At 35.8% G+C, this 25,489-nt stretch carries 24 protein-coding genes; 16 read left to right on the top strand and 8 right to left on the bottom strand.

What is annotated here, in order from left to right:
• Positions 1-38 precede the first annotated feature (38 nt).
• Genes tmcC through HS1_RS06245 form a run of 3 tightly spaced genes read left to right on the top strand, consistent with a single transcriptional unit; the run spans position 39 to position 2,551 of the window.
• Positions 39-692 (top strand): TmcC family electron transfer complex membrane anchor subunit, encoded by a 654-nt coding sequence (gene tmcC / locus HS1_RS06255; RefSeq protein WP_066062466.1) that lies wholly within the window; start codon positions 39-41, stop codon positions 690-692.
• Positions 693-712: 20 nt separating this feature from the next.
• The gene (gene tmcB / locus HS1_RS06250; protein ID WP_066062462.1) at positions 713-2,071 is read left to right on the top strand and encodes an electron transfer complex ferredoxin TmcB; all 1,359 of its coding nucleotides are present in this window, start codon (positions 713-715) and stop codon (positions 2,069-2,071) included.
• 9 nt (positions 2,072-2,080) lie between these two features.
• Positions 2,081-2,551: a cytochrome c3 family protein gene (locus HS1_RS06245; RefSeq protein WP_082757672.1), complete on the top strand. Its 471-nt coding sequence runs from the start codon at positions 2,081-2,083 to the stop codon at positions 2,549-2,551.
• Positions 2,552-2,654: 103 nt separating this feature from the next.
• Here HS1_RS06245 and HS1_RS06240 read toward each other — a convergent pair whose 3' ends face one another.
• The 6 genes from HS1_RS06240 to HS1_RS06215 form a co-directional block, all read right to left on the bottom strand.
• Positions 2,655-3,593 (bottom strand): inorganic phosphate transporter, encoded by a 939-nt coding sequence (locus tag HS1_RS06240; protein ID WP_066062457.1) that lies wholly within the window; start codon positions 3,591-3,593, stop codon positions 2,655-2,657.
• 3 nt (positions 3,594-3,596) lie between these two features.
• Positions 3,597-4,226: a TIGR00153 family protein gene (locus HS1_RS06235; protein WP_066062454.1), complete on the bottom strand. Its 630-nt coding sequence runs from the start codon at positions 4,224-4,226 to the stop codon at positions 3,597-3,599.
• 1 nt (position 4,227) lies between these two features.
• Positions 4,228-4,623, bottom strand: a complete 396-nt coding sequence (locus HS1_RS06230; protein ID WP_066062451.1) for a CBS domain-containing protein — start codon at positions 4,621-4,623, stop codon at positions 4,228-4,230.
• Positions 4,624-4,916: 293 nt separating this feature from the next.
• Positions 4,917-6,788, bottom strand: a complete 1,872-nt coding sequence (locus tag HS1_RS06225; protein WP_066062448.1) for a SurA N-terminal domain-containing protein — start codon at positions 6,786-6,788, stop codon at positions 4,917-4,919.
• Positions 6,789-6,790: 2 nt separating this feature from the next.
• Positions 6,791-7,012, bottom strand: coding sequence for a hypothetical protein (locus tag HS1_RS06220; RefSeq protein WP_066062446.1), 222 nt, complete (start codon positions 7,010-7,012; stop codon positions 6,791-6,793).
• Positions 6,996-8,750, bottom strand: coding sequence for an AAA family ATPase (locus tag HS1_RS06215; protein WP_066062442.1), 1,755 nt, complete (start codon positions 8,748-8,750; stop codon positions 6,996-6,998). The genes HS1_RS06220 and HS1_RS06215 overlap by 17 nt, the downstream gene beginning before the upstream one ends.
• A gap of 100 nt (positions 8,751-8,850) precedes the next feature.
• Here HS1_RS06215 and HS1_RS06210 point away from each other — a divergent pair, with 100 nt between their 5' ends.
• From HS1_RS06210 to HS1_RS06180, 7 genes are read left to right on the top strand one after another with little or no spacing between them, the layout of a single operon-like run.
• Positions 8,851-9,888 (top strand): dTDP-glucose 4,6-dehydratase, encoded by a 1,038-nt coding sequence (locus HS1_RS06210; RefSeq protein ID WP_066062439.1) that lies wholly within the window; start codon positions 8,851-8,853, stop codon positions 9,886-9,888.
• Positions 9,872-10,657, top strand: coding sequence for an ABC transporter permease (locus tag HS1_RS06205; RefSeq protein WP_066062436.1), 786 nt, complete (start codon positions 9,872-9,874; stop codon positions 10,655-10,657). Before HS1_RS06210 ends, HS1_RS06205 begins: the two co-directional genes overlap by 17 nt.
• Positions 10,658-10,660: 3 nt before the next feature.
• Positions 10,661-11,425, top strand: a complete 765-nt coding sequence (locus HS1_RS06200) for an ABC transporter ATP-binding protein (RefSeq protein WP_066062434.1) — start codon at positions 10,661-10,663, stop codon at positions 11,423-11,425.
• The gene (locus HS1_RS06195) at positions 11,409-12,803 is read left to right on the top strand and encodes a methyltransferase domain-containing protein (RefSeq protein WP_066062432.1); all 1,395 of its coding nucleotides are present in this window, start codon (positions 11,409-11,411) and stop codon (positions 12,801-12,803) included. Before HS1_RS06200 ends, HS1_RS06195 begins: the two co-directional genes overlap by 17 nt.
• Positions 12,804-12,829: 26 nt before the next feature.
• Positions 12,830-14,389, top strand: coding sequence for a glycosyltransferase family 4 protein (locus HS1_RS06190; protein WP_082757861.1), 1,560 nt, complete (start codon positions 12,830-12,832; stop codon positions 14,387-14,389).
• 21 nt (positions 14,390-14,410) lie between these two features.
• The gene (locus HS1_RS06185; protein WP_066062429.1) at positions 14,411-16,462 is read left to right on the top strand and encodes a glycosyltransferase; all 2,052 of its coding nucleotides are present in this window, start codon (positions 14,411-14,413) and stop codon (positions 16,460-16,462) included.
• Between the two features lie 56 nt (positions 16,463-16,518).
• Entirely contained in the window at positions 16,519-17,949 is a 1,431-nt protein-coding gene (locus HS1_RS06180; protein ID WP_082757669.1) for a DUF2079 domain-containing protein, read from the top strand.
• A gap of 608 nt (positions 17,950-18,557) precedes the next feature.
• Here the strand turns inward: HS1_RS06180 and HS1_RS13405 are convergent.
• Complete coding sequence (locus HS1_RS13405) at positions 18,558-18,743, bottom strand: hypothetical protein (RefSeq protein WP_172793618.1); 186 nt, start codon at positions 18,741-18,743, stop codon at positions 18,558-18,560.
• Between HS1_RS13405 and rfbB the strand changes: the two genes are divergently transcribed.
• The 6 genes from rfbB to HS1_RS06150 all read left to right on the top strand — a co-directional run bounded on the left by rfbB (position 18,709) and on the right by HS1_RS06150 (position 24,639).
• On the top strand, positions 18,709-19,809 hold the full coding sequence (gene rfbB, locus HS1_RS06175) for a dTDP-glucose 4,6-dehydratase (RefSeq protein ID WP_066062423.1): 1,101 nt from the start codon (positions 18,709-18,711) through the stop codon (positions 19,807-19,809). The two genes, HS1_RS13405 and rfbB, sit on opposite strands and share 35 nt — an antisense overlap.
• Positions 19,799-20,377: a dTDP-4-dehydrorhamnose 3,5-epimerase gene (gene rfbC, locus HS1_RS06170; RefSeq protein ID WP_066062421.1), complete on the top strand. Its 579-nt coding sequence runs from the start codon at positions 19,799-19,801 to the stop codon at positions 20,375-20,377. The genes rfbB and rfbC overlap by 11 nt, the downstream gene beginning before the upstream one ends.
• The gene (locus HS1_RS06165; protein ID WP_066062418.1) at positions 20,364-21,440 is read left to right on the top strand and encodes a glucose-1-phosphate thymidylyltransferase; all 1,077 of its coding nucleotides are present in this window, start codon (positions 20,364-20,366) and stop codon (positions 21,438-21,440) included. The genes rfbC and HS1_RS06165 overlap by 14 nt, the downstream gene beginning before the upstream one ends.
• On the top strand, positions 21,440-22,297 hold the full coding sequence (rfbD, locus tag HS1_RS06160) for a dTDP-4-dehydrorhamnose reductase (protein ID WP_066062414.1): 858 nt from the start codon (positions 21,440-21,442) through the stop codon (positions 22,295-22,297). The genes HS1_RS06165 and rfbD overlap by 1 nt, the downstream gene beginning before the upstream one ends.
• Positions 22,298-22,475: 178 nt before the next feature.
• The gene (locus tag HS1_RS06155; protein ID WP_066062411.1) at positions 22,476-22,895 is read left to right on the top strand and encodes a 4Fe-4S binding protein; all 420 of its coding nucleotides are present in this window, start codon (positions 22,476-22,478) and stop codon (positions 22,893-22,895) included.
• Positions 22,882-24,639, top strand: coding sequence for an aldehyde ferredoxin oxidoreductase family protein (locus HS1_RS06150; RefSeq protein WP_066062408.1), 1,758 nt, complete (start codon positions 22,882-22,884; stop codon positions 24,637-24,639). The genes HS1_RS06155 and HS1_RS06150 overlap by 14 nt, the downstream gene beginning before the upstream one ends.
• Here the strand turns inward: HS1_RS06150 and HS1_RS06145 are convergent.
• A complete protein-coding gene (locus tag HS1_RS06145; RefSeq protein ID WP_066062404.1) occupies positions 24,636-25,457 on the bottom strand; it encodes a LytR/AlgR family response regulator transcription factor in 822 nt (273 codons plus the stop codon). The genes HS1_RS06150 and HS1_RS06145 overlap by 4 nt on opposite strands.
• Positions 25,458-25,489: the final 32 nt, after the last annotated feature.

Below are 25,489 nucleotides of genomic sequence, written 5' to 3'. Positions count from 1 at the left end.
GGCTTACATTTATTTATGTAAGTTATTAGGAGGAAGATATGTATGAGTTTGTAAGAGGTCCTCTTTTGTGGATTACTTTTATAGTATTTGTGGTGGGAAGCTTAGGGAAAATAATCTATCTTTCTTGGCTTTCCTGGAAAAAAGACCAAACGGTATATGACTATTTTAGCTTAAAATACGGACTTCGTTCTATTTTACACTGGATTATTCCTTTTGGCAGTCTCAATATGCGTCAAAGGCCTGCTCATACCATTATTTCCTTTAGTTTTCACATTTGCCTATTGATAGCGCCTATTTTCCTTTTAGCCCATAATATTCTCTGGTATGAATCTTTTAAAATTAGTTGGTGGACAATTCCAGATTGGTTGGCAGATATTATGAGTTTGGTAGTAATTGCTGCCTGTGTATTTTTCTTTATGAGGAGAAGAATTTTACCAGAAGTGAAATATGTTACCTTTACCTCTGACTATGTGCTCTTAGCTATTGCCGCCCTACCATTTATTACCGGTTTTTTAGCTCATTATCAATGGATTTTACCTTATAAAATAATGTTAATTTTACATATTTTAAGTGGAGAATTGATGCTTGTAGCTATTCCTTTTACCCGCCTTAGTCACATGTTGACCTTCTGGATGACACGTGCCTATATGGGTTCTGAATTTGGCGCTGTGCGTCATGTAAAAGATTATTAATTTTTAAGGAGGTTTAATTTATGGCAGAATATATAGGCCCTATAGAGCCTAGAGAAAATTGGGATAAATGGCATGTCCAAGATATTGGTTTAGATGAACCGGTAAAGAAGCTAACACCTGAAAGGATAGAAAAGATTGTTAATCGGATATTAATTGGAGAAGGCTGGGCCAGAATTAAAGCTTATGTGGATACCTGTATCCATTGCGGATTGTGTTCTAGTGCCTGTCATCATTATCTTTCTAATGATGGTAATCCCCATTTTGCCCCTGTAGGAAAGATTAGAAATACCCTTTGGCCGATGTTAAAGGCAAAGGGAAAAGTAAATGCTGAATTTATTAAGACCGCGGCTGAAATTGTCTATACTGAATGTAATGTGTGTATGCGGTGTTCTATGTACTGTCCTTTTGGCATAGATATGGCCTATCTTATCAGTTTAGTCAGAAGAATATGTCATTTTTGTAGGGTAGTACCTCAGTACTTACAAGACACAGTGAATAGCCATGCGGTTACTATGAATCAGATGTGGGTAAAACAAGACGAATGGATTGATACCTTACAGTGGCAAGAAGAAGATGCCCAAGATATAGTCACTACTGCACGTATTCCTTTGGACAAAGAGGGGGCAGATGTAATGTATTCTGTAATTGGGCCTGAACCCAAAATTTTGGCTCAATTGCTGGCTAATGCTTCGGTTATCATGACCGTTGCAGGAATAGACTGGACAATGCCCTCTTTTGATGGCTGGGACAATAGTGATATGGCCATGTATTCTGGTGATTGGGAAGTAATGGGCAGGGTAAAAAAGGCCCACTTTGAAGCAGCCATGCGCCTCAAGTGTAAAAAGATTGTGATGGGTGAGTGTGGCCATGCTTTTAGGTCTGTCTATGATAGAGGCAATAGAATATTGGGCTGGAGGATGCACCCCATACCTATCGTCCATGCAGTTCAATTTTATTATGAACTATTGCGTGATGGAAAGATTAAAATTGCCCGTAAGATAAAAGAACCTGTAACCCTGCATGACCCTTGTAATATCATGAGGGGAAGGGGTTTATATGAAATGGGCCGTTATGTAATGAAGGCCATTTGTGAAGACTTTAGGGATATGTGGCCAAATAGAGAATATAATTATTGTTGTAATGCTGGAGGTGATGTTATCAATTGTGGACCACCTTGGAAGACAAAGCGGTGTGACAGCAACAAAGTAAAGGCAGAACAATTGGAAAGAACCGGGGCAAAGATTGTAGTTACTCCGTGTCATAATTGCCATAGTGGAATGGAAGATATTGTTGGACATTATAATTTAGATATGCATGTCAAATTTATTAGTGAACTATTGGTTGAGTGCATTGAAATTCCAGAAGCAATAAAGGCATAAAGGAGGAAAATGATGAGAAAATGGATGGGATGGATAATAGGCCTCTCTTTTTTAAGTATTGTCTTATTAGGAGGATATCTTTTTGCCCAAGATGAGGAGATGACCATTGCCCATGAGGAAGTCTTTCAGAAATTAGAAAGAGCACCAGTAATCTTTACCCATCAGAAACATGTGGATGTTTTAGGTGGGGATGAATCCTGTGCTGACTGTCACCATGTGTATAGCGAAGAAGAAGGAAAAGCAGTCTATGAAGAGGGAGAAGAAACAGGTTGTACAGATTGTCATGGGTTCAAAGACGAAAAAAGAGAAGATGGGGGTGTTACCCCTTCTTTAATGAATGCCTATCACACAAATTGTGTGGGCTGCCATAGAAAATTGGCCAGGGAAAAGAAAAACACAGGCCCTGCCACTTGTGGTGAATGTCATAATAGGGCAAATTGGAAGTTAATAGAAAAAACCGAGGAAGCTAAAGAACATTGAAAGTCTGCTTTTTTATGTAAATTTCTTTTACTTCGTTGTAGTGACCCATGTCCTGTCCCCTTGGAGGGCAGGACATTTTTTTGTTTCCTTATCCCAAAATCAATCACATATTGTGGGAAATTTTTGCTAAGATAAAACAGGTTATAAAGGCCAAACAGGGAGTTAAAATCCAGCTTAGGACTATTTTTTTAATTAAAGCCATCTTCACTGTCTCCATTCCTTTTAGCATTCCCACTCCACTAATTCCTCCAATGATGCAATAAGTGGTGGAAACAGGCATTCCCAAGAAAGTGAAGAGTAATTCACAAATACCTGCACCAAATTGGGCAGCAAAACCTGAATAGGGGTCTAAGGCAACTATCTCCTTACCTACAGTCTCTATCACCCGGTGGCTTAAAAGGATGGCTCCTAAGAATACAAAAAAAGAACCTAATAAGGAAGCCTGTAATTGGTCCATTAACCCTGTATGTATCACACCCCCTAAAATAGTTGCCAGTTCATTGGCACCAGTATTATAAGCTATTAAAAAACCACTGATGAGCAATAAAATTCTGAGAATCCTTTCAATTTGAAACAAAGGCATTTTAGAAAGAGTTTTTTCCATTATTCTGTAAAGGGTTAAAGAAAAGAGAAAAGCCCCTAAAGGAGATATAATCCAAGAAAGCACGATTTTAAAAAGGGAGGAAAGATTTATATCTACCTCAAAGGCCATTCCCGCTCCGGTCAAACTGCCAATTATTACTTGATGGGTAGAAAGGGGCAATTTTTTCCAGTTGGAAAGAATAATTAAAAAGGCAGAGATTAACAAAGCTATATTTAAAATAGCTAAGTTTATGGGTAATAGGCTTTTCCCTACGGTATGCATTACCCTTTGACCTTGTAATATAACGCCCATTAAAACAAAGCATCCAAATAGAAAGACTGCCTTTTTAAATTTTATAATTTCAGCACCTATACATATACTTAAGGCATTAGATGTGTCGTTTGAGCCAACACTAAAGGCAATTAAGGTATAGGCTATAATAGGAATTAGGTCAGTCATAAGTTATCTTATGCTTATATTTAAAATCTGGAGGTAATCGCTGGCATCCTCAATGATATCGCTGATATTTGAAAGATAGGATATAAAATCAGAAAGGACTTTTCCTTCCCAAAAGGTTTTTATTTCCCTTCCCATTAGTTTTTTGACTAAATCTAATTTCATTTCATCCACTTTTTTCTCATAGATTCTGATAACCAACATCTTTTCTCTCAAATCCTGGCCTTCACACAACGCTTCAAAGGTAATAGAGAGCATTTCACACATGTTTAAATTTAAATGGGCTATTTCAATGCAATCAGTTCTTATGTCTTTATCCAGTTTTAACCCCATATCGTATACCTGAGCAGCATTTTTTAGCTCATCGAGAACATTATCCATAATTTCTACAAACTTGCAGATATTAGGCCGAATAAAGGGCAAAAAAGCTCCTTCATAAATATTTGAAAGTACTTCCCTTCTTACTATATCTCCTTCTCTTTCTAAGTCAGAAACAGTTAGCATTTTTTCTATATCCTGTTTTTCTAAAGCACTCTTAAAAGTCTCACAGGCAGTGTATAGAATTTTTATATGTTTTTTTATTTTCTCTATGACTCTCTCCTCATTTTTGCCACCTAAAAAGGACTTTTTAAACAACTTATCCTCCTTTTGCCCTTTCTATTAAAGAGCCAGCCATAACATCTAACAAGGCTACCACTCCCAGGATTTTTTTCTTTTCACATATAAAAATACGGGCAATATTAAATTTTTCCATCATACTAATAATATGCTCTATATCCATATCTTTATCCACGCAAACTAAGGGTTTAGAAGCAGTTTCGTCCACCTTTATTTTTTGAGGGTCAAGCCCTTTACCTATCACTCTAAAAACAATATCCCTTACAGTAATTATTCCATAAACATCCTGCTCATCTCTAGGCTTTACTACCAAAGACCTGATTCGCTTATCCACCATTTTTTCTATGGCATCATACACGGTGGCATCAAATTTTATGTATTCTATTTTCCTGTTCATTATCTCCTTTGCTTTCATATTTTGCCTCCTTAGATTATAAATTTTTGTAGAATAACAACAAAATCAGAAGAATACAAGTAAAACAGTCTGTAGGTCAGGACTTCGTCAAAGTCACGAAATAATTTGTTTTTAACAGATATCAAAATCCTCTGACTTTTTCTTCCCCTTTGTGTTAAAGGTAAATTAATGGATGAAAAGAATATTTTAAAGGCAAAGGCTTAGCGGTAGATGGTAAAGTATTGCGTGGTGGAGGACTGTCTTGAAGGTCTTGAACTGCTCTGAATGGGAGAATTGGAAACTCATCATAATTATTACAGCATTTCTTGTTTAATTTCTACTTTTGCCTTTTGACGAAGGCTATTTACCCAAGTATTAAAAATAATTAGACGCTGTCGGGTTAGGAGGTTTTTTTTAAACATTTCCTTGTCTTTTTGGTACTCAGTCTTATCTGGTTCTTGGCGAGCTTTGAGTTTGAATATATAAAATTTATCTTTTATTTCAGGCACATAATCCAAATAAGGTTGATTCAAGGTAAGTAAAAAGAGCTCCTTTTCTACCTTAGGGGCAAAACCTACTTTGGGAATAGGCTTTTGAGGAGAAAAAAATCCTGTTTCCTGAATGTTTTTCTGATAATCATGGGGTATTCTCCCCTTTTTCTGCAATAAATTTAGTATTTCTTCTGCTTTTCTCTTAGCCTTTTTCTGGGCTTGCTCTATAATCCATTTATTTTTCACCTGGTCTTTTACTTCATTAAATGAAGGGATACGTTCTTTCTTTACATCCTTTATTTGCACCAAAAGATACCCATTTGACATTTCTAAAGGTGCTGAAATTTCTCCCTTTTTTAAAGATAAGATTTCCCCTTTTAATTCTAAAGGGAACTCAGGGGGCCACTTTTTTTCACTAAAGTAATCAGTTTCTTTAGTCTTTTTTTTATAATTTTTTGCCCCTTTATTTAAATCTTCTTCTAGAATAGCTTGGGCATAAATGCGATTTGCTATTTTTAAAGCCTTTTCTGTTGCCTTTTCTTTTTTCAATTTATTTATAATTTTATTTTTGACCAAATTAAAAGGTTTTATTCCTTCCTTTTTAATCTCATAGACTTTTATAATATGGAACCCAAATGGTGTTCTCACCAGGTCAGAAACTTCATTTTTCTTTAATGAAAATGCCGCTTTTTCAAAGGGTTTAACCATTTTCCCTTCAGAAAAACAACCTAAATCACCACCCATTTTGGCACTTGCTCGGTCTTCTGAATACTTCTGGGCCAATTTGGCAAAATCTTCTCCTTTTTTAACCTTAGCCAAAACCGCTTCTGCCTTTTTCTTTATCTTTTCCACTTCTTCTTTAGAGGCCTTTGAAGGAATGCGAAATAAGATATGTCGGGCACATACCTTTTTTGGTTCAAAAAATTCATCCTTATTGGTTTCATAATATTCCTTGACTTCCTCTTCAGAAATTTGGACCTCACGGATAAGCTCTTGATAAGGAATTTTTACATAGGCTACTTTAAATTGAGGAGGAATAAGATAATCTTTTTGATGTTGTTCAAAGTATTTTTTAAGGGCGTTTTTTTCAATCTCAATTCCTTTTTTAAAATCTTTAGGGTCAAACACCATAAAATCTAGATTAATCTTTTGGTTTAACCACCGATAGGTCTCATAAGCTTCTACTTCAGACACATGAACCAAACTTTGAATCATGTCTGTCAATTTAGAGATAATCAAATCCTCCCTGATATTCTCCTCAAACTCTTCTGGAGTATAGTGATATCTAGCCAGAACTTCTTTATACCATCTATAATCAAATTGTCCTTCTTTTTGAAACAGTTTTTGGATAGTTTGGGCCAATTCCATATCAGTAACCACCAAACCCGCTTTTTTTGCTTCTTGCATTAACAGTTTTCTTTCAATTAACTGATTTAACACTGTTTGTTTAAGATTTAGTTTTTTGACCCAATCTTCATTAAAATTTTTAAACCGCCTTCTATAATTTTCTATTACCTGACGATATAGAGTAATGAATTGGGGATAATAAATGGGCTCATCATTTACATAAGCCAATACTGGGATACGTCGGGTGCGAAATGAACCCACTCCCCAAAAGATAAAAACGATAATAATTATCATAAAGGCAGCTTTTATCAACCAAGAACGTGCATGACGGCGCATAAAATTTAACATCTTTATCTCCTATTCAGCGGGATGCCACTTTGCAAATTATCCTTTTTATCTAATTTAGCTCCAATAGGACGACCACATTGAGAACAACAATAATCGTATTTATCTCCTTCAGGTAGAACCAGCAAGAGCCTTTTCCTCACAGGCACTGTTTGCCGGCAATAAGGACAATAGAGAGTAGTAGCTTCAAATTCCTGATACCCTTCATTTCTATACATTTTTCCCATAAAACTCTCTAATTAATCTCCTCACGTATCCTTCAGGATTATCCAGGGCATCCAGTGTAATCTCAAAACTAGACTGCCCTGTTTTTTCTCTAATTACCTTTAAACCAAATTCCAGATTTTGAATGATATTTTGACAAAGCACCATTATATCTCTACCCTCAACAATAGCTTGAGTTAAAAGTTTATCTTGTGCTTCTTCTGACAATTGGCATGTTAATCCTGTTTCTCTCTGGAAGTCTTGAACGAATATTCTTATTTGGTGAATATATCTAGCCATCTCTTGAAAGGCAAAGTCCAAGTCATAACCAAATTTTTCATATTCATTCACAATCACTTCTATTCTTTGAGGGGTTAAATGTAAATTATATTGGGCAGCGAGCTCTTTTCCTTTGGCTGTGATTACCTGACGGAGATGTGATTTTTCAGCTTCTAATGCCTGTTCAAACCTTTTTGTTATAGTAGTTTTCCAATCCCCTTTCAGAATTTCACATAAGGCTTGTTTAGGATTAGCTGCTACTTCTTTAGTAATCACTAATTTTTTCACTTCTGTGGAAGGAAGTGTTTTTTCAAATGGTAATAAAGTCCTTTCTAATACACTTACCAATGCCCGCGCTCCTGTTCCTTCTTCAGCCGCTTTTTGGGCAAAGAAGGTAAAGGCCTGGTCTTCAAACACTAGGTCAATATCATAAGCGCGGAAGTCCTGTTTTTTGGCATTAACTACTACACTATTAGGATTTTTTAAAATCTGATAAAGGTCTTCTGTTTCTAATCTTTCAAAAACAGCAATTACTGGTAAACGACCTATAAATTCCGACTCAAAACCATATTTGATTAAATCTTCTGCCTTTACATAAGGTAAATAACTTTTTTTCTCTTTCTTAGAAGTAATATTAGCTCCAAACCCTATTTCTTGTTGATGCAAGCGTTGCTTAACAATATCTTCTAACCCATTAAAGGCCCCACTCATAATAAACAGGATATGACGAGTATTAATCACTAATCGTTCCTTTTTCCCAGTCCGGCGATAATGTTCAATGGTTTCTAACTGAGATATGGGGTCAAAAGGGGTTTTTAAGTCCACTTCTGTTTCCTCCATGGGTTTTAGCAATGCCCGCTGAACTCCGGTCCGAGAAACATCTGGGCCTAAAAAGTTCCCACTGGAAGCAATCTTATCTATTTCATCAATATAAATAATGCCAAATTGGGCTAATTCTATATCGTCATCAGCCTGATGGACTAATTCTCTCACTAAATCTTCTATATCTCCACCTACGTAACCTGTTTCACTAAATTTAGTGGCATCTCCCTTGACAAAAGGCACCCCTAACTTTTGAGCAATTAGTTTAATCATAAAAGTTTTACCTACTCCAGTGGGGCCAATCATTAAGATATTATTTTTGATATAGTTTATACGATTTAAAGTGTTTCTACGGTGTTTAAGCCAATATTTAATGCGGTTGAAATGAGTACAAATCTTGGTTGCTAAGATGGCCTTAGCTGCTTCCTGTTTTACTACATATTGATCCAGATAGGCAATAAGTTCTTGGGGTTTTAAGTTAAAGTTAATTTTAGAAAGAATGCGCTCAGCAAAGGACTTCTCCTGTTTTTTTTCTACCTTAGGTTGTATGAAAGGAGCTGAAATAACTCGCACTCGGTCCCCATATTTTCTAGATAAGTATTGATTTATCTCTCTTTCTAACTCCTTTTGGGAAGGTATTTCCGTATTTTTAACCTGCATCACTCACCTCTTTAATTTTTTATTGTAATATAATATAAACTGATTATTTCCAACTGGCAAGTTGACACCCGTTGGGTATGTAGTTTATAAATTATTATTTATGAAAAACAGGGAAAAGACCATTTTAATCACAGGTGGTGCAGGTTTTATTGGTAGTCACTTTGTAGAGTATGTTTTTAATCACCATCCTAATTGGAAGATTGTAGTTTTAGATGCCCTCACTTATGCAGGTCATTTAAGAAATATCCCTGAGCATGTTTTGAAAAGCAAAAGGTTTGAATTCTGGTATGGTAATATTGCAGATAGAGCCCTGGTTTTTGAATTGGTTAAAAATGCTGATATAGTAGTGCATATGGCAGCCGAGTCTCATGTAGCTCGGTCCCTGTTTGATGATTTGAAGTTTTTTGAAACAGACGTTCTAGGCACACAAAGTGTAGCCAGTGCAGTGGTAAAATGTAAAGACAATCTAGAGGTTTTTGTGCATATTTCTACTTCTGAAGTATATGGAACAGCGGTAGAAGTGCCTATGTCTGAAATGCATCCTTTAAATCCTACTACTCCTTATGCCAGTGCCAAATGCGCAGCTGATAGATTGGTTTATTCTTATATTATTACTTATGAAATTCCAGGTATAATATTGAGACCATTTAATAACTATGGCCCTAGGCAACATCTAGAAAAAGTGATTCCTAGGTTTATTGTGCGGGCGTTGAAAAACAAACCCTTAATTATTCATGGAACAGGAGAAAATACCCGCGATTGGACATTTGTTACTGATTGTTGCGAGGCTATAGATGGAGTGATTAATGCCCCTAAAGAAAAAGTGATAGGACAAATATTTAATATTGGAACAGGGAAAGAAGTATCCATAAAAGAGATTGCCCAATTTGTAAAAAAATTTACTGATTCTTCTTCTCCAATTCAACATATTTCTGATCGCCCAGGGCAGGTGAAAAGGCACATTTCTAATAACCAGAAGATTCAAAATATTATTAATTGGCAGCCTTGTATTTCCTTTGAAGAGGGTCTTAAAAAGACCATCGAGTGGTATAAAAAACATCCTGAGTGGTGGGAAGATATGGATTGGATGCTTAACTTGCCTTATAAAACCTGGAATGGACATGATTTTTGGCTTTGATATACAAAAATGGCTTTATTATAAAGATTTAATCTGGGTTTTAACTGCTAAGGAAGTAAAAATAAGATATAAAAGTACCATTTTTGGTTTCCTATGGTCCATTGCCAATCCTCTTTGTTTTGCTTTAGTGTTTTTTGTAGCCTTTAAGATTTTTATGCGTCTTCAAATTCCTAATTACATTGCCTTCCTTTTAAGTGGCCTTTTTCCTTGGCAATGGTTTGCCAACTCGGTTAATACTTCTCCTACTGTTTTTGTAAGTAATGCTAGTCTGATAAAAAAGGTAAAATTCCCACGTATTTCGTTACCTCTGGCAGTAGTGGGAAACAATTTAGTCCATTTTTTACTTTCCATTCCTGTCCTTATTTTGGTGCTTATTGCTCATAAAATATACCCCTTTTCTTTTAAATGGATTATAGGAATTATCTTTTTATCTTTTCTTACTTCTTTAATGATTATTGGTTTCTCTTTAATAATTTCTTCTTTAAACCTATTTTTTCGGGATTTAGAACACATAACCATGATTCTCACTAATTTGGTGTTTTATTGCACTCCTATTATTTATTCTGAAACCATGATACCCCAACGTTTTAGGGTATTTCTTTTCCTAAATCCTCTTTCTCCTATTATTATAAGTTGGCAAAAATTGTTTATGGAAGATGCCTTTTCTGCTGAAATGGTATTAGTGGGCTCAATCTGGGCGGTGTTCGTTTTCTTTTTGGGGTTTGTAGTTTATAAAAACCTAGAGCCTAAATTTGCCGAAGTGATATAATTTATGCAGCCTTTGATTACCTTGAATAATGTTTACAAAAGCTTTTCTTTAAAGTCTCACTTTAAAGGGGGGATAAAACAATTTCTTTTCCATTTTCCCACTGTTTGGCAAGAGATAAGACACAACCGTCATTTTGAAGTCCTTAAAGGAATTTCTTTTAGTATTTATCCAGGAGAAACCTTTGGTATTATAGGCCGTAATGGCTCTGGTAAGAGCACTACTTTGGGTCTTATTGCTGGGGTGTTAAGGCCTGATAAAGGAGAAATTGTAGTTAAAGGTCGAGTTTCTGCCCTCTTAGAATTAGGAGCAGGATTCCATCCTGATTTGACGGGGTTTGAGAATATTATTTTAAATGGAGTTTTATTAGGATTGACTAAAAAGGAAATAAAATCCAAAATAGAAAAAATTATAGAGTTTTCGGAGTTAGGGCAATTTATTTATGAACCCATAAGGAGTTATTCTGATGGAATGCTAGCCCGTTTGGGTTTTTCAGTAGCTATCCATGTAGAGCCTCAAATACTGCTTATTGATGAAATTTTGGCTGTAGGGGATATAAGTTTTCAAAAAAGATGTTTAGAAAAAATAATGGAATTTAAAAAAAAGAAGGTAACTATTGTGTTTGTCAGTCATGGTTTAGCAGATGTAGAGAGAATTTGTGACAGAGTAGCCTTGTTAAATAATGGTAGATTGATACATATAGGAACACCTAAAGACACCATTAAAAAATACGTCCAATTAATGGAATGCAGTGATGATAGAGATGGATGATTTGAGTGTAGAAGAGATTATGGAAAGAATAAGGAGAAAATTGGAGACACAAAGGGAAACTCTCAAAAAAGAACAGTTACGACCCTCAGAGAAAGAACAATTTGAAGCAGATTTAGCTAAAGAAACATATGAAATGGAAGATTTTTTAAAATATCATGACAAAGATTTTATTTACTTTGCATATAAGGCCATTTTAAAAAGAGAACCTGATCCTTCAGGATATAATAATTATCTTTTTAAATTGAGAAATGGAGAATTAGATAAAGTAGATATTGTAGTGAGTTTATGTAAATCACTAGAGGGAAGAGCTAAGGGGACAAAGGTAAAAAATATAAATTTTTATTATATTAAATGTGGGATTAAGAGAATCCCGGTCATCTCTTACTTTCTTAAATGGTTAAATCTTTTTTTAAAATTACCTAAGGTAATAAAAAATTTAGAAGTAGAAAATAAATATTACTATGGCAATTTAAGAGATTATTTGGAAAAAATAAGTAGAGAAGTTCAATTTAAAATCCGTGAAATAGAGACAAAAGTGAGTGATTTATCCCATAAGGTGACGGAAGAAGGCAAAGAAGTTTTAAATAAATTAGCTGACCTAGAACTTAAATCAAGTGAGGTGGTAGACAAATTAAAAGAATTGGAAGTTAAAGAGATTCCAAAAATTTTGGAGGTCGATAAAGAATCCTATTTATCTAGAGCAATTGATTCTTCTCATTTATCTTATCCTGAACTTACACAAAAGGGGCAGGATAAAGATGTATTTTTTTATCTGTTTGAAAATGTGTTCAGAGGAGAGCCAAAAGATATTAAAGAACGGCAGAGATATTATTTAAAATATGTTTTGGAAGTAGCTAAAAATACCCAGGGAGAAATTTTTTTAGATGCTGGATGTGGTAGGGGAGAATTCTTGGAACTCTTACAAGAAAATAACATTCCCTATCTAGGCGTAGAAATAAATGAATTTGAGACAAATTTTTTAAAGCAAAAAGGGTTAAATGTCAAAAATTCAGATATTTTAGAATATTTATCTAACACTAATAAAAACTTAATGGGTATTTCTTGTTTTCAAGTAATAGAACACTTAGATATCACTTACTTAAAGAAATTTGTAGAATTAGCTTATAAAAGGATTGCTAAGCATGGTATAATTATTCTAGAATCGGTCAACCCTCACTGTCCCTTTGCCCTTTCCCGATTTTATATGGATCTTACTCATATAAGACCATACCCACCAGAGACCATAAAATTCCTTTTAGAATGGTATGGATTTAGGGAGGTAAAAATTATATTTTCTGCCCCAGTGGCGGAAAATATAAGGTCTAGGGAATTGTGTATGAATTATCAAGATTATGCAGTGATAGGGAAGAAGATATAGTTTTTGAAGTTTTAAGGAATAAAACTATGAAAATAGCAGTCGTTACTCCAAAGTCAGTAACAGGCGAAACAGGAGGTGCAGAAAATTTTTATGAAGGTTTAGTTACAAATTTCAAAAAAAGGGGATATGAGGTTGATCAAATAAATGTCCTTGTGGATGAATCGAGTTTTGATAAAATTTTGGAAGCATATTGTAGATGCTTTTATTTAGATTTAAATAATTATGATTTGGTCATTTCCACAAAAGCGCCCACTTATATGGTAAGACATCCCAATCATGTTTCATACCTTTTACACACAATTAGGGTATTTTATGATATGTTTGATCTAGAATTTGATTCAGAGGATAAGGAAAAAATCAAGCAAAGAAAATTAATCCATAAATTAGATAAATATGGTTTACATCCTTCAAGGGTAAAAAGACACTTTGTTAACGGAAGTGAAGTGTATAAAAGGATGAGGAAAATAGATAGTTTTTGGAATGCCGTTAACTTCGAGGTATTATATCATCCCCCTCATTTAGAAGGATTCAAAGAGCCCGAAGAAGGTGAATTTATCTTCCTCCCTGGAAGATTGCACCGATGGAAAAGAGTAGACTTAGTTATAGAAGCAATGAAGTATATAAAACATAATGTAAAATTAATTATTACAGGGGAAGGAGAAGATGAAGGGAAATTTAAAAAATTAGCCAAAGGGGATAAAAGAATAAAATTCTTAGGGAATATATCCCAAGAGCAATTAATAGAATTATATTCTAAAGCAATTGTTGTTCCATTCGTTCCCATAAACGAAGATTATGGATTGATAACCATAGAGGCATTTAAAAGTAAGAAACCTGTAATTACTTGTATAGATTCTGGAGAACCTGCTTGCATTGTTAAAGATAGTATAAATGGATTTATAGTAGAGCCTAATCCTCAAAAAATTGCTGAAAAAATCAATTATCTTATTGAAAATCCTAAAGAAGCAAAAAAAATGGGAGAGGAGGGTTTTAAAGCAGTTAAGGAGATAACTTGGGATAATGTGATAAACAAACTGTTAAAACTCGCTCCTGGGAATCAGCAGGTTGTTCCCCATTCAGAGTTAATTTTGGTAAAGAAATCTTCTCAAGTAAATGTGGATGAAATTTTAGAAAAAATTAGAAATGAAATAATTCATAGAAGAGAGGCACAAACCAAGAAAAATAACCAAAACTTCACTTATGACCTTAACTGGCAACCAATAGAAGTGGCAATTTCTCAAGCCCAACAACATGCTGCAGTTGGGAGAACTATACCAGGTTTCCGCAGGCATAATAAGCTCAAACGTTTTGTATTCAGACAGATTACAAAGGTGATTAATTATGTAGCCTTACCAATTACACGAATGCAGGTATTTTATAACCAAGCAATTATAGAAGCTATTTATGGATTGAAAGAGAGTATTCAAAAAATACATGGGGAATTCACTAGAACGCACAGGAAGTTAGCCGAAATAAACGAATTAAAAAGAGAATGCAGAGAGCTTAAACAAAGGCTAATGTCATGTGAAAAACAAGTAAAACAGTTATTAGATAAAATAAATAGACATAGTGATAAAAGCAATTAAGCATATAATAGTGTTAGGGTTATGCCTAAAATTACTGTCCTAGACATGCAACCCATAGCTCCTCCCGTTGGAGGGGGAAGACTGAGGTTATTGGGGCTTTATCATGCCCTTCCTTGTTCAACAACTTATATTGGCACATATGATTGGCCAGGACCGGGTTACAGACACCACAAACTTTCATCTACTCTGGAAGAAATTGATATTCCTTTAACAAAAGAACATTTTGCCCTCCATGAAGAATGGAAGAAAAAAGTAGGTGGAAAGACAGTTATTGATGTAGGCTTTCCTTTTATGGCTCACTTATCTTCTGCCTATGTAGAAGCCGCTATAAAAGCGACGAAAAAAGCAGATATTGTGATTTTTTCTCACCCTTGGGTCTTTCCTTTAGTGAAAGACCAGATAGATTGGAAACAACAACTAATAGTCTACGATGCTCATAATTGTGAAGGCCTTTTACGATGTGAACTTTTAGATGATGGAAATTTTGGCACTGAACTTGTGCGGAGGGTAATAGAATTAGAATACACCCTTTGTCACAAGTGTGACCTCATTCTAGCTTGTTCTCACCAAGACCGTCTTCTATTTAATAATTTTTATAGCGTGCCCTTTGAAAAAATCCTAATTATACCTAATGGAGTATTTGTCAATAAAATAACTCCAGCTAATGAAAGCCTTCGCCAACAATGTAAGCAAGAGCTTGGATTGGGAAGCAAAGTAGCTATTTTTTTAGGGAGTGAATACAAACCCAATGTTGAGGCTGTTTTTTTCATTTGTAACAATTTAGCTCCTGTTCTTTCTGAAGTTGATTTTGTAATCGGAGGGAGCGTGGGCAATGCCCTTAATACCCAGTATCTGTTAAGTAAGGGAATAAAAAATATTAAGGTGACAGGATTTATAACAGAGGAAGAAAAAGTTCGCTATTTACATGCTTCAGATGTAGCGATTAATCCTATGTTTTCTGGGTCTGGAACCAACATCAAGATGTTTGAATTTATGGCTGCAGGGCTCCCTGTGGTAACTACCGAAATAGGGGCTAGAGGGATCGAAAATCCCACAGGCAATGCGTTTAAGGTGTGTTCCAAAGAAGAATTTTCAAACACCATTAAAGAGATATTAAATGACCGAGATATGTGGAAAAAATATAGCCATGAAGCACGGCGTTTGGTTACAGAAAAATATGCTTGGGAAAGGATATCTCCTTTTTTAGGAGAGATCTTGTTAAGAAATCTTGAAGGAAAACACAAAGGAAGACCTTATTTTTCCATTATCATCCCAACATATGAACGGCAACATCATCTATCGAATTTGATTAAAAAATTAACAGAACAGAAATTTAAGGATTTTGAAGTAATCATTGTGGATCAAAGTAAGGAGCATTGGAAGTTACCTGATATAGCTAAAGCTCTCTCTATTTATTATTACCATACCGATATTAAAGGTGCAGTAAAGGCTAGAAATATCGGGCTGGCTTTAGCTTTAGGGAAAGTGATTGCCTTTACCGATGATGATTGTGAACCTTACCCGGATTGGCTCGAAAATGCCCGCAAGTATTTTAAAAGACAGGAAGTCATTGGAATAGAAGGACTGATTAAATCTGAACATGATTCAAATAATCTAAGATGTGTGAGTAATGAAGGGTTTGAGGGGATCGGTTTTATGACTGCTAACTTATTTGTGCTTCGGGAGATGGCCAACCGGGTTAATGGCTTTGATGAAACATTTGATAACCCCCATTTCCGTGAAGATACAGATTTTGCCTGGAGATTGCTTAATCACGGAAAGATTCCCTACGCTAGGGATGTTATAGTCTATCACCCTCCTCATCCGAGAAATATAAAGAGAGAATCACTAGAAGAGCGGGCTAAATTTTTTGAAAAAGACGCCCTATTAGCCAAAAAGCACCCTGAGCTTTTTATTGTCCTCTTTAAAAAAGAAGGACATTACATTAAGACACCAGGATATTGGGAAAACTTTTTAAAGGGCTGTCTTAAATATAATTGTATGTGGGTTTTAGAAAATTTAGAGCTACGGGGGATAAATTGGAAAGATTATGTATCTATACCAGAAAAATAATAAAAAATTTGCTCTAGTTCTTTGGTAAATTGCTTTATAAAAAGGAACTCGCTTTTATGTCATGGATGCACAATTTGATTGTTGCTCTAATACTGATCTTTTCAACTGCTTACATGTCATATTTGAAGCTTATGGCGCATTTTTCGTTGCAAACATCGTCTTTTGATCTTGGTATTCATGTCAATGTGGCTTGGAATACTATCCATGGGAACTTTCTTTATAGTTCAATCCTGGGTATCAATTATCTTGGCGACCACTTTTCACCAATTCACTTTCTTACTTGTTTTTCCCTATTAATATGGAAAAATGCCGGAGTTCTTTTAGTTCTTCAAAGCATAGGAATTGTCTCAGGAGGACTTGCTGTTTATGTTTTGGCATTAAAAATTATAGGAAATAGATTTCAAGCCCTTTTTTTAATGCTTTGCTACTTAGCCTATCCCTACCTTCACGAGGTAAGTAAATTTGATTTTCATCCAATATCATTAGCTATTCCAGCATTTTTATGGTGTTTATACTTTATGGAAACAGAAAAAAGGATAGCGTTTTTTCTTTCCTTATTTATTTTGTTACTCATAAAGGAGAATGTTCCGTTAATTATCTCTGGTTTAGGTGTATTTCTAATTGTAAGAAAAAAGAAAAAATTGGGTCTGATCATTTTGGCTTTATCTCTTCTAATTTTTGTTTTTGAAATTAAATTTTTAATACCTTTTTTCCGTGGCCACGGAGCCACCTACCCCTATTTTTATAGATATGCAAACCTTGGTGGGAGTTTCTCACAGATTATAATAAATATTTTCACTCACCCATATCTCCTATTAGAGGAATCTTTTTTTAATCCTGAAAAATTACGTTCAGTTATAAAGCTATTCATCCCATTGGGATTTATACCCCTTTTTGCTGGAAAACAATTCATACCTGTAGTAATACCGTTAATATTGAACCTAATTAGTTCATATAAACCTCAATGGGGATTTAGCTGCCAATACTCGGCAACTTTAATCCCATTTATTTTCTATGCCACAATTTATGGATTCAAAAATTTACAGGAGATAATAACAAATTTTTCAAGGTCTAATATTTTTGCAATAGAAGGCATCATGCTGTCTTTCTTATTCTTACTTATTATTATAATGAAATCAAACATACCACCATATTTCCGGAGCTATAATAAGAAACATGTTGAAGCAGCCTTTGAGGTTTTAAATTCTATACCAAGCGATATAAGTGTCTGTGCACAGAGTAACCTGGTTCCCCATCTGTCCATGCGTAAGAATATATATCATTTTCGAGATGTGCCTGGCTATGATATACGGAATGCTCAATATATTATTCTAGATTTAGAAGGAGTTACATGGCCCTTTATGAAGGAGGCATATATACAGGCAGTGATGGACCTTTTAATAAATAGCCAATATGACATAGTTAAAGAAATGGATAACGTTATTCTCTTAAAGAAAAATGCACCAAAAAATAGGAATAAGGAATAAGAAAGTTATGAATGTATTAAATGCCACAAGTTGGAAAAATGGTGACAAATTAAAAGGAATGTTTCAAATTCAAAGATAAGAAGTCCAATAAAATGGTTTTCTATCAAATAAAATCCTTAATATGGAAACTTTAACGTGGCCATTGTTTTAGGTGAAGCTATGTTTTTAAAAATTTGCCTTATTTTGCTATCTGATGTTACGCAAAAATTTTATTCTACAAGTAATGAGAGAGAATATTTGGAAAGCAAATGTTAGAAAGCAGCTCTTTATTAATAGGACAAAAAATTTTTAATACTTGATTTGGCTGATCTTCTGTCAAGCCTGTCTGCCCCTGCCCGCAGGCAGGCGGGCGAGCACTCCTTGACAGCCCCAGCCCTAAATAAAATATTTGTATGGTTGCGGTCAAAAAACTGACCGCAGCCCTTAAAAAATGATTTTTTTACTGTGGGTAAGGTCAGTTACTATATTTGGGTATTTTCTTTTAAAGTTATTACGGATTTTGGGGAAAATAGCTTGCTTTACTTTAGATTTTTTTGTTTTATCATTGTCCTTACCCCGTGAGTGTATTTTCACCTTTTAGGTAAATATGTCTTTTTAAAAAAATTGCCTTATTTTACTACACTTGCTTGGTTTCTTGTGGAGCAAACGAGGATTTTCCTCTCTGAAATAGCTTTATGTAAATCCCAATCGCGGGGTTTGGCATTTACAAAAATATTCAAACGAGGTAAAAAATCTAAATTGAAATAATTTAAGTCCACTATGGCCAAACGTAAATTGAGAAATATCTTAATCACTGGAGGCTGTGGTTTTATAGGCAGCAATTTTATCCATTATTTATTTGCTCAATCTGAATTTTCTGGGCGGGTAATCAACCTGGATAAAATTACCTATGCCGGTAATCCGGAGAATCTAAGTGAGATTAATTCTAAGTACCATGGCACCCGTTATTTTTTCGTAAAAGGTGATATTTGTAATTTAGAATTAGTAAGAAACATCTTTCATGATTATGACATTGATACAGTGGTTCATTTTGCAGCAGAATCTCATGTTGACCGCTCTATTATTGGCCCTGCAGAATTTGTTAAAACTAATGTAAATGGCACATTTATTTTGTTAGAAGCGGCTAGAGAGGCATGGTTAGAAAAGGGACGGCCAGAAGGGTGTCTATTTTATCAGATTAGCACCGATGAGGTGTATGGTTCTTTAGGGAAAACAGGTTTTTTTACCGAGGAGACACCTTATTGTCCTAATAGTCCCTATTCAGCATCGAAGGCTGCTAGTGACCATTTTGTTAGGGCCTATTTTAAGACTTATGGCTTACCTGTGATTATCTCTAATTGCACTAATAATTATGGGCCATATCAATTTCCTGAAAAGCTTATTCCTTTAACCATCCTTAATGCCTCAGAAGGAAAGCCAATTCCCATATATGGTAAAGGTGAAAATATTAGGGACTGGATATATGTAGAAGACCATTGTGAAGCAATCTGGTGTTTATTAAATAGAGGTAAAATTGGTGAGCAATATAATATTGGTGGAGGAAACCAACAAAAAAATATAGTGGTGGTAAAAATGATTTGCCACCTATTAGATGAAAAAATAGGGCCATTACCTTCTGGCCCTAGAGAAAACCTTATCATATTTGTTCAAGACAGACCTGGCCATGACTTTCGCTATGCCATGGATATTAGTAAAATTGTTAGAGAATTAAATTGGCGACCTAAGACTGATTTTAAGACGGGGCTTTTAAAGACAATAGAGTGGTATTTAACTAACCAGGAGTGGGTAAAGAGGGTAAAATCTGGTGCTTATAAAAATTGGATAGAAGCGTTTTATAAAACAGTGAAACATGCCTTTTGAATTTATCCCTTTAGAAATCTCTCAAGTGATCCTAATTGAACCTAAGGTATTTGCCGATACTCGTGGTTTTTTCATGGAAACTTATAGTTATAAGGCATTTGCTAAATTTGGTATTAAAGAACACTTTGTTCAAGATAATCATTCCCGTTCAGTCAAGGGAGTATTGCGCGGACTACATTATCAAAAACACCCCACTGCTCAAGCCAAACTGGTGCGGTGTGTGAAAGGGGCAATCTTTGATGTGGCAGTAGATATTCGGAAAGGTTCTCCTACTTATGGGAAATGGGTGGGGGTAACCCTTACTGCTGAAAACAAAAAGATGCTCTATATCCCCGTGGGATTCGCCCATGGGTTTTATACCCTCGAAGAAGACACTGAAGTCATTTATAAAGTGAGCCATTACTATTCTCCAAAAGATGAGGCAGGGATTATTTGGAATGACCCTAAAATTGGCATAATTTGGCCATCGAATACACCAGTTGTGGGAGAAAGGGATAGAAAATGGCCACCTTTAAAGGAGGCAGATAATAATTTCACTTTTGAAGGAGATGAAGATGAATTCTGTTAAGGCTCTAGTTTTAAGTGGAGGGAAAGGGACACGTTTACGTCCTATTACTCATACCGGGGCCAAACAATTGGTGCCTATTGCCAATAAACCCATCCTTTTTTATGTCTTAGAAAATATAATCAGTTTAGGCATAAAAGATATTGGTATAGTCATTGCCCCAGAAACAGGGGAAATAATTAAGACTACGGTGGGAAATGGAGATAGATGGGGAGTAAATATCACCTATATCTTGCAACCAGAGCCAGCTGGTTTGGCACATGCAGTGAAGATGGCTGAACCTTTTTTAAAGGATGCACCTTTTCTTATGTATCTAGGGGATAATCTCATTGGTTCAGGATTAAGCCACTTTTACCAGAAATTTCTTGAAAAAAAGCCTGATGCCCAAATTTTGCTTAAGGCTGTATCTGATCCTTCTCGTTTTGGAGTAGCCCGGATAGATGAAAATGGCCAAGTGGTGGGTTTGATAGAGAAACCTAAGAAACCACCTTCAAATTTGGCCTTAATTGGCGTTTATCTCTTTTCTCCTAAGATTCATGAAGCAATTGCTGCCATTAGACCTTCTTGGCGAGGAGAGCTGGAAATTACTGATGCCATTCAGAGACTGATCGAGTGGAATTGTCCTATTTTAAGCGAGGTGATAGATACATGGTGGCTAGATACTGGGAAAAAGGATGATTTATTAGAGGCAAACACTATTGTGTTAGATGAGTGGATTAAGCGTAATGTGCAAGGTAAAGTGGTGGATAGTATTGTTTCTGGAAGAGTAATCTTGCCTGCTTCAGCAAGGGTAAAAAACAGTCAGGTTAGGGGGCCTGTGGTAATTGGAGAACATACTATTATTGAAAATTCTTATATTGGGCCGTTTACCAGCATTGGTCATAAAGCAAAAATTATTAATTCCACCTTGGAACATTGTGTTTTACTTGATGGGGTAAAAGTGGAAAATATTGAGCGTTTGGAAGATGCTTTGATTGGGCGAAATTCTAAGGTGTTAAAGAATAATAGGCTACCCAAGGCCCTAAAATTGATGATTGGCGACGATAGCGTTGTGGAGATTCCTTAATGAAAATTTTACTTACAGGAGCCAATGGACAATTGGCTCAAGATATATGGCTATTGGCCCAAAAGAAAGGCTGGGAGGTAATGGCCTTTACTCGACAAGTGTTGGATATTTCAAATTTTAAGCAAGTTAAAGAGGCTATTACCACTATAAAACCAGATATAGTCATCAATTGTGCGGCTTATAATTATGTAGATAAAGCAGAAAAAGAATGGGAGCAGGCCCTTTTGGTTAATGGAATCGGTCCGCGCAATTTGGCCACTATATGTGAAAGACAAGCTATATCTTTAGTTCACTTTAGCACGGACTATGTATTTGATGGACATAAATCCACTCCTTATACCATTGCTGATTTGCCTTCACCATTGAATAAATATGGGGCAACCAAACTTCAAGGTGAAATAGAAGTCTCTCATTTGACTAACCGTTACTACTTAATTCGGGTGAGTTGGGTGTTTGGCTTAAGGGGAAAGACAGAAGTAAATTTTATAAAAAAGCTTCTCTTGTGGTCAAAAGACAGAGACCAACTGCATATAGTAACTGACCAGATTAGCAGTCCTTCTTATACAGAGGATGTTGCCAAAGCAGTATTAGACCTAATTCAGACAGGAAGGTTTGGTCTTTACCATATTACCAATAGTGGTTATTGTTCTCGCTACCAGTGGGCAGAATGGGTATTAAAAAAAATAGATTGGTCAGGTAAACTTTTTCCGGCTAGAAGCAAAGATTTTCCTAATTCTGTTTTACGTCCTGCTTTTTCTGCCTTAGATACCTTTCCCTTAAAAAATATTTTAGGCCATGAACTACCTAGCTGGCAGGAAGCTACAGAAAGGTTTTTAAAACAGTGGTTTTCACTCTAATTTATAGTCAAAGGGTTTGGTCTTGATGGCTTAACGGAGCAATTGCTGCGCTCCGAGAGAAAATACTCCCTTAAAGAAAACTTCTTTTTCTCTCAATACTCAATCTCAAAAATCAATCGTGGATGTTGGGTTTTAAAAATCTCTTGTTTTTCTGCTTAAGCCGAACTATAATGCCTTTATGGCCCTTTTGCGTGTGATAGACCCAGAACGATGTGTAGGTTGCCAATTATGCATGTTTGCTTGTCACCGCCGTTTTGGAGAAGGAGGTTTAGGTAAGGCTACCATTTTTGTCCGTTCCCGTGGAGGTGTAAGTCGGGGCTTTGCTATAATAGTATGTCGGGCCTGCAAAGAACCACCATGTGCTGCTGTTTGTCCCACGGATGCGTTAAAAATAAGAAAAAAGGGAGGTGTAATTCTACAATCCCACAAGTGCATTGGGTGTGGAAATTGTAAAGATGCTTGCACCATTGGGGCCGTTTTTTGGAATGATGATGCCAATAAGCCGGCGATTTGCATTCATTGTGGTTATTGTGCTCAGTATTGTCCCCATGGGGTCATTGCTTTAGTAAAAGAGGAAAAGATCAATGTTAAATCGTGATCCCCTACAAAGGGTGCTTTATATAGATTTGACCAAGCGGCGTTTTTGGATTGAATATCGGCCCGAATTGTTTGAAAAATATATAGGTGGTACTGGTGTAGCCAACGTCCTTTTACGAGAAGAGTGTCCAGAAAGGACCGATCCTTTAGGGCCAGAAAATCCTGTTATCTTTAGTGTTGGTCCTTTAGTGGGTCTCTTTCCTATGGCTTCTAAAACAGTGGCTATGTTCAAATCACCCCATACAGGCAATTTAGGTGAAAGTCATGCTGGAGGACGGAGTGCGGTATGCATTCGACAAGCAGGCTATGGAGCAATTGTAATTAAAGGTGTTAGCCCAATACCTGTGTATATCACTATTTTTAATGACCAGGTGCAATTTCACGATGGACGGGCTCTCTGGGGGATGAGAAGCAATTTAACCGCTAGGGCCCTCAGGGAGAAAGAGCCGGGTTCTGGAATACGTTCCATCTTGAGGATTGGGGTAGGAGGAGAGCGATTAGTGACCTATGCTTGCTTGATTAGCGAAACATATCGTCATTTTGGCCGTTTGGGACTGGGTGCAGTTTTTGGGAGTAAGAAATTGAAAGCCATAGTTATTAGTGGAAAACGCAGTTTGCCAGTAACTGATAAAAAAGTTTATAAAAAAATTTATGATGAGATTTTTCACCAAATTTTAACTAATCCATCTTTAAAAAAATATCATGATTTGGGTACTGCTTTAAATATTTTACCTTTAAATAAACTAAAAGCCCTTCCTACGAAAAATTTGCAAAATCCTTGTTTTGAAGAAGCTGGAAAAATTTCAGGGGAACATCTAGCAGAGAATTATCTCGGTCGGCGGCTTGCCTGTGCACATTGTCCAATTGCCTGCATTCACCTAGCGGCATTGAGAGAACTTTATGAAGATGAACCTTATTTTTACAAAACCACCTTCATATCTTATGATTATGAACTTATTTATGCCTTGGGAACCATGCTGGGTGTTAGTAATCCTCAAGGCTTGTTGCGTTTGTTAGATGAAATAGAGGTATTAGGATTAGATGCCATTTCTACAGGGGTAGTTCTTGCCTGGACAACTGAGGCCTTCCAAAAGGGGCTTATTACCGAGAAGGAAACATCAGGGCTTGAGCCCAAATGGGGTGATTATGAAACATACATGGAGATAGTAAAAAATATTGTTTTACAAGTAAACGATTTTTATCAAGCACTAGCTAAAGGTGTAGAATATGCTTCTGAGCGCTATGGAGGAAAGGAATTTGCATTGGCCTTTGGTAAAAACGAAATGCCTGGCTATCATACTGGTCATGGAGGCCATTTGACTTTTCTCACTGGAGCTCGTCATAGTCATTTGGATTCTGCTGGATACAGTTTTGACCAGAAGTTTTTGGGAAAGGAACCGTTGACCCCAAGGGATTATGCAGAGAAACTTTTTGCCGAGGAAAGCTACCGCCAGATTCTTTCCTCTTTGGTTATTTGTTTCTTTGCTAGAGGTGTCTATGACTATCCTACTATTATAAATACTTTAAAAATTGCGGGTTTTGATTTTTCAGAAGAAGAATTAAAAAAATTGGGTAAGAATATCCTGAAAGAAAAATATCAATTTAAGTTTAGGGAAGGTTTCTCTTTGGATAATATTCGTATCCCTAAGCGGATTTTAGAAACTCTCTCCCCTTATGGGCAGTTAAAAGAAGAATTCCTTAGGGAAGCTATTATCCATTATAAAGAGCTTATAAATGTAATTTAAAGTCCAAGTATTTCTTTAAACTGTTTTAAGCGCCTGCGGCTAATAGGAATTTCTATTTTATGCTTACCCATGGTGCGTAAATAAAAAATACCACCTGGCAGAGAGGCTATTTCTACCACCTGGTCAAGATTTACCAAGTATTTTCGATGCACTCGAAAAAAGGAAGTTCCCCGAAAGCGCTCTTCCAATGTTTTCAAACTAAAGGAAGTAAATAATTTTTCTTCGGCGGTATAAATATAAGTATAATCACCCCATGCTTCAGCAAATACAATATCAGAATATGGAATTAATATTCTCCTTGTTCCCTTTTCTACAGGTAATTTTTGAATGGAAGGGATTTTTTGGTGATTTTTATGCCAGCTTTTTTCCAAAGCTTGAAAAAGCTCATTTTCATTAAAGGCCTGAGCAGGAATAGAAATTTTTTCTACATATGCATTCTTTTTTTTAAGAACCCTTTCCCAACGGATAGCACGGTCCACAGCGTTTAACAATCTCACTTCTTCAATAGGTTTTATCAAGTAATCAACCGCATCTAGAGTAAAGGCTTCTGCTGCACATCCTTCATCTTTAGCCAGAAAAATTATTAAAACAGGGAAGTCGCTATTTGCTAAGCTCTTGGCTAGCTCCAAACCGCTTATATCTTCTAAATCAATATCTATAAACAATAGGTCATAAGGAATAGCCCGGATTAATTTAAAAGCCTCTCTAGCTGAAACTGTTTCACCAATAATTTCAATGTCATCTCTCTTATCTAAAACCTTTCTCAAAAATGTCCTTTCTTGACAGGAAGCTGAAACGATGAGTGTTTTAACCCTCATAAGAATTAACTTTCAAATAACGTCCCTAAGAT

The sequence above is a fragment of the Candidatus Desulfofervidus auxilii genome, from assembly GCF_001577525.1.
GTDB lineage: Bacteria > Desulfobacterota > Desulfofervidia > Desulfofervidales > Desulfofervidaceae > Desulfofervidus > Desulfofervidus auxilii.
This window is presented reverse-complemented; position numbering and strand designations above follow the sequence as displayed.